This window comes from Bradyrhizobium sp. JR4.1 (assembly GCF_040548605.1).
In the GTDB taxonomy this organism is placed as follows: domain Bacteria; phylum Pseudomonadota; class Alphaproteobacteria; order Rhizobiales; family Xanthobacteraceae; genus Bradyrhizobium; species Bradyrhizobium canariense.
The window spans coordinates 17190-26469 of the sequence record NZ_JBEPRY010000040.1; the positions used below are offsets into that span (position 1 = coordinate 17190).

The 9280-nt window shown below is 64.2% G+C and carries 14 protein-coding genes; 7 read left to right on the top strand and 7 right to left on the bottom strand.

Going from position 1 to position 9280, the window contains the following annotated elements:
• Positions 1 to 6: 6 nt before the first annotated feature.
• Positions 7 to 738: a dienelactone hydrolase family protein gene (locus tag ABIB90_RS38730; protein ID WP_007596814.1), complete on the bottom strand. Its 732-nt coding sequence runs from the start codon at positions 736 to 738 to the stop codon at positions 7 to 9.
• A gap of 169 nt (positions 739 to 907) precedes the next feature.
• On the opposite strand from ABIB90_RS38730, the gene ABIB90_RS38735 reads away from it, so the two are divergent.
• The 4 genes from ABIB90_RS38735 to ychF all read left to right on the top strand — a co-directional run bounded on the left by ABIB90_RS38735 (position 908) and on the right by ychF (position 3829).
• Positions 908 to 1159 (top strand): accessory factor UbiK family protein, encoded by a 252-nt coding sequence (locus ABIB90_RS38735; protein ID WP_007596812.1) that lies wholly within the window; start codon positions 908 to 910, stop codon positions 1157 to 1159.
• Positions 1160 to 1342: 183 nt separating this feature from the next.
• Complete coding sequence (locus tag ABIB90_RS38740; protein WP_007596810.1) at positions 1343 to 2062, top strand: 50S ribosomal protein L25/general stress protein Ctc; 720 nt, start codon at positions 1343 to 1345, stop codon at positions 2060 to 2062.
• A gap of 58 nt (positions 2063 to 2120) precedes the next feature.
• Entirely contained in the window at positions 2121 to 2726 is a 606-nt protein-coding gene (gene pth, locus ABIB90_RS38745; RefSeq protein WP_007596809.1) for an aminoacyl-tRNA hydrolase, read from the top strand.
• A 5-nt stretch (positions 2727 to 2731) separates the two neighbouring features.
• On the top strand, positions 2732 to 3829 hold the full coding sequence (gene ychF, locus ABIB90_RS38750) for a redox-regulated ATPase YchF (RefSeq protein WP_007596807.1): 1098 nt from the start codon (positions 2732 to 2734) through the stop codon (positions 3827 to 3829).
• A gap of 120 nt (positions 3830 to 3949) precedes the next feature.
• Here the strand turns inward: ychF and ABIB90_RS38755 are convergent, their stop codons facing one another.
• Positions 3950 to 4246, bottom strand: a complete 297-nt coding sequence (locus tag ABIB90_RS38755) for a DUF4282 domain-containing protein (RefSeq protein ID WP_007596805.1) — start codon at positions 4244 to 4246, stop codon at positions 3950 to 3952.
• A gap of 178 nt (positions 4247 to 4424) precedes the next feature.
• On the opposite strand from ABIB90_RS38755, the gene ABIB90_RS38760 reads away from it, so the two are divergent.
• The 3 genes from ABIB90_RS38760 to ABIB90_RS38770 all read left to right on the top strand — a co-directional run bounded on the left by ABIB90_RS38760 (position 4425) and on the right by ABIB90_RS38770 (position 5704).
• Positions 4425 to 4877 (top strand): MaoC family dehydratase, encoded by a 453-nt coding sequence (locus tag ABIB90_RS38760; RefSeq protein ID WP_007596801.1) that lies wholly within the window; start codon positions 4425 to 4427, stop codon positions 4875 to 4877.
• On the top strand, positions 4877 to 5359 hold the full coding sequence (locus ABIB90_RS38765; protein ID WP_007596799.1) for a MaoC family dehydratase: 483 nt from the start codon (positions 4877 to 4879) through the stop codon (positions 5357 to 5359). Before ABIB90_RS38760 ends, ABIB90_RS38765 begins: the two co-directional genes overlap by 1 nt.
• Positions 5360 to 5557: 198 nt before the next feature.
• Complete coding sequence (locus tag ABIB90_RS38770; protein WP_007596790.1) at positions 5558 to 5704, top strand: hypothetical protein; 147 nt, start codon at positions 5558 to 5560, stop codon at positions 5702 to 5704.
• A gap of 41 nt (positions 5705 to 5745) precedes the next feature.
• Here ABIB90_RS38770 and ABIB90_RS38775 read toward each other — a convergent pair whose 3' ends face one another.
• The 5 genes from ABIB90_RS38775 to ABIB90_RS38795 form a co-directional block, all read right to left on the bottom strand.
• Positions 5746 to 5883: a hypothetical protein gene (locus ABIB90_RS38775; protein WP_007614812.1), complete on the bottom strand. Its 138-nt coding sequence runs from the start codon at positions 5881 to 5883 to the stop codon at positions 5746 to 5748.
• 266 nt (positions 5884 to 6149) lie between these two features.
• Positions 6150 to 6572 (bottom strand): hypothetical protein, encoded by a 423-nt coding sequence (locus tag ABIB90_RS38780; RefSeq protein ID WP_354202667.1) that lies wholly within the window; start codon positions 6570 to 6572, stop codon positions 6150 to 6152.
• A gap of 314 nt (positions 6573 to 6886) precedes the next feature.
• Complete coding sequence (locus ABIB90_RS38785; RefSeq protein WP_354202668.1) at positions 6887 to 7804, bottom strand: hypothetical protein; 918 nt, start codon at positions 7802 to 7804, stop codon at positions 6887 to 6889.
• Positions 7805 to 8018: 214 nt separating this feature from the next.
• Positions 8019 to 8459, bottom strand: coding sequence for a nuclear transport factor 2 family protein (locus ABIB90_RS38790; RefSeq protein WP_354172465.1), 441 nt, complete (start codon positions 8457 to 8459; stop codon positions 8019 to 8021).
• Positions 8460 to 8672: 213 nt separating this feature from the next.
• A complete protein-coding gene (locus ABIB90_RS38795) occupies positions 8673 to 9125 on the bottom strand; it encodes a nuclear transport factor 2 family protein (protein ID WP_007596785.1) in 453 nt (150 codons plus the stop codon).
• Positions 9126 to 9280: the final 155 nt, after the last annotated feature.

Consider the following 9280-nt stretch of genomic DNA (forward strand, 5'->3'; position numbering starts at 1 on the left):
CTATGTCTAGACGAGATTGCGGCGATAGAGCGCCAGCAGACGCTCCCAATGCCGCTCGGCGGCGTCGCGGTGATAGACCGGACGCTTGGGGAAGGCGAAGCCGTGATGGGTGTCGGGATAGATCTCGACTTCGGCTTTGGCGCCGCTCATGCCCTGCTTCACCTGCTCGATGATCTCGGCCGGTGCGTAGATGTCGGTCTCGGCGCAGGCGAAGTAGAGTTCGGCCTTGGTCTTGGCGGCCGCGAGATGCGGGCTGTCGTCCTGGTCGGTTGCGAGTTGCGTGCCGTAGACCGAGGCAGCGGCTTTGACGCGATCGGGAAAATGCGTGGCGGCGTTGATCGCGTAGCGGCCGCTCATGCAGTAACCGACAGTGCCGATCAGTTTGGTGTTCGCGGCCGCCTGGCCCTCGGCATAGGTGAGCAGCGCCCGCGTGTCGTCCATGATCATGGGGATCGTGAGCGATCCCATCAGCGCAAACATGCGCTTGCGTTCCGGAGCGTTCGGATCGGCCGGCAGCGCGCCGAGCTCCATCACGCCGGAACGGTAATAGAGGTTCGGCAGCATCACGTAATAACCCGATGTCGCGAGCCGGCGTGCCATGTCGCGCAGCTCCTCGCGGATCGCCGGCGCGTCCATGTAGAACAGGACGACCGGAAACGGCCCGCCGCGTTCGGGATGGCTGATGAAGGTTGCGGTGTGACCGTCCTTGGTGGGGATCGCGATCTGCTGGTCGATCATCTCGAGCGCCTTTTGTGATTCTTCTTATGCAGGGACGTTGAATACGATTGCAAGGAAACCGGGGCATGACAAGGATACCGCCGATCGGCCCTTGAACCGGCCCAATCGGATTGCCATTGTCTCCCCGCGCGTTCGCGCAGAGTTCATCGAAAGCCGCCAGGAGACCGACATGACCCAGACCAACAACCGGTTTTTCGACGAGATCGGCCGCCTGATGAACGATGCCGCCGGTGCCGCGCAGGGCGTCAAGCGCGAGTTCGACACGGTGATGCGCACCCAGGCCGAAAAATTCCTGCGCGACATGGACCTCGTCAAGCGCGAGGAGTTTGAGGCGGTCAAGGACATGGCGCGCCTGGCGCGTGAGGAGAACGAGGCTCTGAAGGCGCGCATCGCGGCGCTGGAGGCCAAGCTCGGCGGCTAACTCCGCCGGCTCCATCCGGGCGATCCGGTTCCGCCCACCAGCCCATTCTCCTTGTCATTTCCGCGTCTTCCGGGTAAAAGCCCGCCACGTCCGCAGCCCCCGCACCCCTGGAGGCTTGCTGCGGCGTATGCCATGGGCCGCGTTGCGGCCCATTAACTTTTGCAAAAACAAGGACTTAACGTTATGGCGACCGTCAAGGAATTGAAGGCGACCGCACGTCCGAAGAGCGGCAAGGGGGCCGCCCGGGCTGAGCGTCGCGCCGGGAGAGTGCCCGGAGTGATCTATGGCAACAACCAGCCCCCGCTGACCATCTCGGTTGACGATCGCGAACTGCGCTCGCGCATCCTCGCCGGCCGGTTCCTGACCACGCTGGTCGACATCGACCTCGAAGGCAACAAGCACCGCGTGATTCCGCGCGACTACCACCTCGATCCGGTCAAGGACTTCCCGATCCACGTCGACTTCATGCGGCTCGGCGAAGGCGCCACCATCCGCATCAGCGTTCCCTTGCACGTGGTGAAGGCTGAAGGTTCGCCCGGCGTGAAGCGCGGCGGCGCCGTGAACATCGTTGCGCACGCGATCGAGCTCGAGTGCGGCGTGGAGAACATCCCGCAGTTCATCGAGGCCGACGTCGGTTCGCTCGAGATCGGCCACTCGCTGCATCTCTCCGACATCAAGCTGCCGGCCGGCGTGAAGGCGCTGACCTCCGAGGACGCGACCCTCGTCACCATCGTGCCGCCGTCCGGCTACGCCGAAGAGCAGAAGGCTGCGGCTGCTGCTCCGGCTGCGGGTGCTGCTGCTCCGGCGGCTGGTGCTGCTCCGGCTGCGGGTGCTGCTGCTCCGGCAGCGGCTGCCAAGGCCCCGGCTGCCAAGGCCCCCGCCGGCGGCGACAAGAAGAAGTAATCTCTCAAAGCTGGCGCGCGGTCCCTGACCGCGCGCCGAGCGAGGGGCGCGCCGCGTCATGCGACTGTTTGTTGGGCTCGGCAATCCCGGCCCGAAATTCGCACGTAACCGGCACAATGTCGGCTTCATGGCCGTCGACGAGATCGCGCGGCGTCATGGGTTCGCACCCTGGCGCCGCAGGTTTCAGGGCGAGACCTCGGAAGGCACGCTCGGCACCGAGCGCGTGATCCTGCTCAAGCCGATGACCTACATGAACGAGTCCGGCCGCAGCGTTCAAGAAGCGGCAAGCTTCTTCAAGATCGCGCCGGGCGACGTCACCGTATTCCATGACGAACTCGAACTGCCGCCGGGCAAGGTGCGGGTGAAGATCGGCGGCGGCATCGCCGGCCACAATGGCCTGCGCTCGATCTCCGCCCATATCGGCAACGACTACCGCCGGGTGCGGCTCGGCATCGGTCATCCCGGCGTGAAGGAATTGGTGCACGGCCACGTGCTGTCGGACTTCGCCAAAGCGGACAACGACTGGGTGGCGACGCTCTGCGACGCGGTGGCCGAGCACGCGGCACTGGTTGCCAAGGGCACGGACGCGACTTTCGCCAACAGGGTGCACCTCGCCATGCAGGCGAAGGGATTTTTGACCAAGGACGACAACGGCAAGGATTAACGCTCGTGGGATTTAAATGCGGGATCGTCGGATTGCCCAATGTCGGCAAATCGACCTTGTTCAACGCGCTGACCGAGACGGCCGCGGCGCAGGCGGCGAACTATCCGTTCTGCACGATCGAGCCGAATGTCGGCGAGGTCGCTGTGCCGGATCCGCGGCTCGATAAGCTCGCAGCGATCGCCAAGTCGGGCCAGATCATCCCGACCCGGCTGACCTTCGTGGACATCGCCGGCCTCGTGCGCGGCGCGTCCAAGGGTGAAGGCCTCGGCAACCAGTTCCTCGCCAACATCCGCGAGGTCGACGCCATCGCGCATGTCGTGCGCTGCTTCGAGGATTCCGACATCACCCATGTCGAGGGCAAGATCGCCCCGCTCGCCGACATCGAGACCATCGAGACCGAACTGATGCTCGCCGATCTCGACAGCCTCGAAAAGCGCGTCGACAATTTGGCCAAGAAGGCCAAGGGCAACGACAAAGACGCCAAGGAGCAGCTCGACCTCGTCAATCGCACCCTGGTGCTGCTGCGCGAGGGCAAGCCCGCGCGTCTCGTCGAGCGCAAGGCCGAGGAGGAGCGCGCCTTCGGCATGCTGGGCCTGCTGTCGTCCAAGCCCGTGCTCTACGTCTGCAACGTCGAGGAAGGCTCGGCCGCATCAGGCAATTCGTTCTCGAAGGCGGTGCAGGACCAAGCCGCCAAGGAAGGCGCCATCGCCGTCGTCATCTCGGCAAAAATCGAATCCGAGATCGCCACCATCTCACGTGACGAACGCGCCGACTTCCTGGAGACGCTGGGTCTCGAAGAGGCCGGCCTCGATCGCCTGATCCGCGCCGGCTACACGCTGCTCGACCTCATCACCTATTTCACGGTGGGCCCGAAGGAAGCGCGCGCCTGGACCATCTATCGCGGCACCAAGGCGCCGGGCGCGGCCGGTGTGATCCACACCGACTTCGAGAAGGGGTTTATCCGCGCCGAGACCATTGCGTATGAAGACTACGTCGCGCTCGGCGGCGAAGCCGGCGCCCGCGATGCCGGCAAGCTCCGCCTCGAAGGCAAGGAATACGTCGTCGCCGACGGCGACGTGATGCATTTCAGGTTCAATACGTAAGATCTGGATAGGTTCGTAGGGTGCGTTAGCGCAGCGTACCCCACCATGCTTCCTCGTTTGCGGAACGAAGTTGGTGGGTTATGCCTTCGGCTAACCCACCCTACGGCACCTGCGCTTGCCTCACCGCACCCCGCCGCCCTGATCCCTGATCGCGCCGAGGTGCTCGTTGATGCGGAAGATGATCAGGATCAGCTCCGCGATGATGCGCGAGAACACGATCCCGACGACAACGCTCGCGATCGACGACAGCAGCATCAGGAAGCCGCCGAACGGGCTGATCGCCATCATCGCGAGGCCGGAGAAGATGCCGGAGAGGCCGAACAGGCAGATCAGCGCGATCACCAGCCAGTAGAAGGTCTTGATGATCGTCGGCGTGATAAAGCGGTCCCATTGAAACAGATCGCTGAATGAAAACATTGCTCTCCCCAGGGCAATTCGGGTGTTGTCGGGCCTTGCAAATGGATCGTGGCCCCTGATCGATCCGACTCAAGACCGACGCCGGCGCGCCGAATGTAGCACGAGCCATGCGGGCCGGCGGGTTGAGATTGCCGCAAAGTGCGGCCACAATCTGTCATTTCCTCAAACCTTTCCCAAGATGACCCTGACCTTCGAAGATTTCCCGCCCGGCCGGTTCGGAACATTCGGCCCGCGCCATGTCACGCGCGACGAGATCGTGGCCTTTGCCGCCGAGTTCGATCCGCAGCCGATGCACCTCGACGAGGAGGCCGCCAGCAAGAGCATGCTGCGGGGCCTGTCCGGCTCGGGCTGGCATCTCTGTTCGCTGATGATGCGGATGATGGCCGACGGTTTCATTACCCGCGCCGCTTCGCTGGGATCTCCCGGCGTCGACGAAGTGCGGTGGTTGTCGCCCTTGAGGCCTGGCGACGACCTCATGCTCGATGTCGACGTCGTGGAGGCCCGCATCTCGAAGAGCCGCCCGGAGCTCGGCATCGTCAAGTTCAAATGCACCGTGCGTAACGCCAGGGGTGATGCGCTGTGCGAGATGACGTCGCCGATCCTGATCAAGCGGCGCGAGGGGGCGGTCTGATGCCGTTTTTCGAGGAGATCGAGATTGGGCATCGCCGCGAGATCGGCGCCTATACGTTCACGGCGGAGTCGATCAAGGCATTCGCCGCAAAGTTCGATCCGCAGCGTTTTCACCTCGACGAGGAGGAGGGCAAGAACTCGCTGTTTGGCGGGCTCGCGGCCTCGGGCTGGCATGTCGGCTCGGCCTGCATGAGCCTGCTTGTCGCCGACGGCCAGCGTCTGGCGCGGGAAGCCGCTTCGCGCGGCGAGGAGGTCGCGGTGTGGGGCCCGTCGCCGGGCTTTCGCGACCTGCGCTGGATCAGGCCGGTGCTCGCCGGCGACATCGTCACCTACGTCAACGTCGTCATCGACAAACGCAGCTCCGCCTCGCGACCCGGCTGGGGCATCCTGACCGCGCGCACCACCGGCACCAACCAGCGAGGCGAGGACGTCTACGCCATCACCGCAACGGCCTTCGTGCCGATGCGTGCGAACGGCGGTTAGATTCGTTCCAGGATGAACGGCGAAAACAGCGTGCGAGTGTTGCTTCCGCGCTATGGACGCGATTCCGGGGGGCTGCCATAAGCCTGCGCAACATGGTTTTCCCGCGAAGCAGTGTGCGGAACCATCGAGTTGCTAACCAATTATGAACCTGTCGCTGTCTATTTGAACGAACTGGGCAGAGTACAGGGGACGAGGACCATGGCAGACCGCGGCGCACTCAAGCTGGTCGGATTCATCTTTGCTACCGCCACGCTGGCCGTGATGCTGGTCGCCGGCATGGTGGTGAAGGGCTATGCCGATGGTGCCTACACCCTGGAAGCTTCGACCGTGGAAGCCGCCCGGTAAGACTTCGTTAACTCTGCGGGGCCGCAACGCGGCCTCCGCCCTCAGCGGCTATAGACGAACGCCAATATCGCGATCGCAACCGCCAGCAATCCGACAAAACGCAGCATGATCGTGCCGAACTGGTTCGGCGCGGGCCGCAGCGGTATCGGGTCGGTGGTGTCGGGCCGAATGCTTTCCATGACATGTCCCCGGGCCCGCCGCGATGGCAGGAGCGCTTGGCGTTAGTCGTCGGGTGGCGGTGGGGCGTTCAAAACCCTCCGCTGTCATGCCCCGCGAAAGCGGGGGCATCCAGTACGCCGCGGCGTCTCGGTAGCACATCACCGCCTCTGGAATACTGGATCATCCGCCTTCGCGGATGATGACGTTACATTGAGGGTGCCCCCCAGAATCAAAACCGCCGCGCCCCTTTCGGAACGCGGCGGCCGGTGATGCGTGATGTCAGCGATCAGCTGTTGCGCAGGCCGTCGGCGGCGCGCTTCCACTGCGAGACGTTGTCGGCGATCATGCGGGTCGACTTCATCGCGGCCTGGCTGAGCTGGGCGTAGCCGGAGATCTCGCGCTGGACGCGCTGGCCTTCGGCGTGGAGCAGGTCGCGCAGGCTCTCAAGCTCGGAGATCAGATTCTCGATCTCGGCGAGCGAGGTGCCGGCGACGCGCTGGATCAGCGAGTTGACGTTGGTGACGGTGGCCTCCGCGCTCGGGTCGAGCGGCGGCGCGTCCGTGGCGGTCGCTGCCGGACGGCGCAGATAGGCGATGTCGTTGCGGACGAAGTCACGGATGCCGGCTTCGACTTCCGTCACTGCGGCGAGGTTGGTGTCGATGGTCTCGGTCTCGGTGGCTTCGGTCTTTTCCGGACGCATGGCGTTCATCGTTGTTCCCCTGTTCGCGTTGAGCGCAGCGCGAGTGTCCCCCGCACGACGACGTCAGTCAGGACTAGGGCGTCGGATTTTGGCCGCAACTTGGCCGAGGTGCGGCAAGGGCGGTCCATTCGGGGGCTTTGCCGTGGCGTATGGTTACGGAAGTCTGAATGCGGCCGCACCGGCGAACTTTGTAGCTCCTCATGGTGAGGAGCGCGAAGCGCGTCTCGAACCATGCAGGCCCAACTGTAGCAGCGGGGGCCTCGATCCTTCGAGACGCGCGCAAGAGCGCGCCCCTCAGGATGAGGAGAAAGATTAGCGCCCAACTACCAGCTCTTCTTGAACCCCGCCGTCAGGCTCTTGTTGATCGCCCCTTGCGAGGTTTCGCCGACCGAGCCGGAGACGGTGACGTTGTCGAACAGCTTTTGCTCGGCGCCGACCTTGCGCAGCCATTTGTCGTCGGTGGTCGACAGCGACTGGCCCGCGGTGATGCTGGTGCCGGTGTCGGTGAGAGTGACCTTGGCCGACTGCTCGGTCTCGTAATTCCGCGTGATGTGACCGCCGACTCCGGGGAGCGCCGTGGTGCCCTGCTGGTTGACGCTGTAGCCGTTCTGGAGCGTCAGCGACGTGTCGCCCGATAGCGGCACCGATTTGATCAGCGCCGCCCCGAGTTTGCTCTGTTCGGCGCCGGGATCGACGCGGGCCTCCACCGCGGTCTTGTCCCAGATCGCGCCTGCGCCCGGCGCGGTCGCGGCCGCCCAGGCGCTGCCGGACGATTGAGGCACGTTGCCGCCATTGGTGGCCTTCTGTGCCAGCAGCTCGGACATCGTCCGCGGCTCGCTCGTCACCGTCATGTCGGCGCCGATGCGGGCGTCCCAGAATGAGGATACCGACTGCTTCACGGTCACCGCCGAGGTGCCGTTGGCGTTGGCGTTCGACGCCCAGTTCAGCCCGTCCTTGGCGGCGGCCTGCGCGCGTTTCTTGGCGGCGATGATGTCGTTGAGCGTCCCGGCGTCGATCGCGAGCTGGCCCCAGTCGAGCTTGTCGACGTCGATGCCGCGGAGCACGTCGGGATCGTTGACATCAGGGGCCTCCGCCGTCTCGGCCTCGTCGTCGGGCGCTGCGGCCGGGCCGGGGGAGAAGGGCGGAATGATCTGCGCCGACACCGTCAGCACCGATCCCAAGATGAAAGCGGCCGCCAGCATCGGCAGCCTGGTCAAGCCAAACCCTGTCGAGAATTCCATCGTCCTGCCCGTCAGCCCAGTTCTCGCCGAGGATGCGGAACCATCGTCGCGAAATTGTGGCGGCTCCATCAAGCGCGAACCAACGGGCCGCGCGAAAGGCGCGCGCCCGATGACGAGCTTCTCCACCATTGCATCCGGCGGGGCTGGAGGCCAGGACGCGTCGCGGGGAGCATCAGCCATCGGTCCCGAAGTGCGGGGCCCGTTGGTGTTCCGTTCAGCCGACGCCGGTCATCTTCGGCAGATGAATGGCGCGGCCGAGTGCCTGCTCGACCAGATCGAACGTGTCGATCAGCACGCGCATGCTGGTGAGTTTGCCTGCCCTGAACTGGGCGAACTGCGCCACCCGCAAGCTGATCGGCTTGTTGGAATCCAGCGCGGTCAGCGAATAGCGCAGCATCGAGGCGGCGGAATCGACGCCGAGCATGATGCTCTCGCGGTCGAAGCGGCGGACCTGGAAATTGTCGGCGAGTTGGTGGATGACATCGAGCACGGCATCCTTGCCCTGGCGCGCGCCGAGGAACGGAAACATGTCGATCGGGCCGTAGAGCGCCCACTCGACGTCCTCGTCGATCAGGGCCTCGATGTCCTCGAAATGCCGGTCGTTGATCGCGCGGTGCAATGCGCGCGAGAAACGCCAGAGGCTGTGCTCTGTCATTTTGGGCAGTCCTGAAGCTGGCTTGCAAAAACAAAAATCAACCCCAGCGCACAGAAATGGTGCCGCGGGGTCGCTCAACTCATTTGTATACGAACAAAATACGCCAATTCGGCCAAAACGCAATTCACGTTTTCGCAATGCACAATTGATCCCGGCGTGTGAGATTTACAATAGGAGCCCGTATTTTCCCGGTCCGGGCCGGTTTGGAGAGAGCTAGCCCCCGTCCACCCGCTCGCCCACGATCAGCGGGCCGATCTCACGTTCCAGCACCTGCTGCACCAGGTCGTAGGAATCGATGATCTCGCGGATCTGCGCCACCTGGCCGTTGCGGAAAGTGTAGAATATGGCCATGTCGACCTGAATGATGCGGTCGTGGCTGCGCTTCCTGAAGAACACGCGCAGATAGGCCGCGACCGTGTCGCCTTCGGCGACGATCTGCGGCACCTCGTAGCGGATTTCGGCGTATCGCTCCTGCACGGTGCGCCAGAATTCGCCGAGCTCCTTCTTGCCGTGGCAGGGGCCCATGTGCGGCAGCACGTCGATCGGCGCGTGGGTGAGAAAATCGACGTCGTCGGTGCAGCACGACAGCGCGGCCTCGAGATCGCTGCGCCCGATGGCGTCGAGCAGGTGCAGCACGCGCTGGCGATTGAGCTTCTCGACCGTCATTCCGCCCGTCCTCATTGGCCGTGTGGAGTTTGCGCAAAGCTAACGCGCGGCTTCGGACACCGGCAATCCGCAAAACCACAGGGGATGTTGCAGACGATTTGACGCGCAAACGCAATGCCAGGTTCATGACTGCAACTGGCGGTTGAGTTACCGCG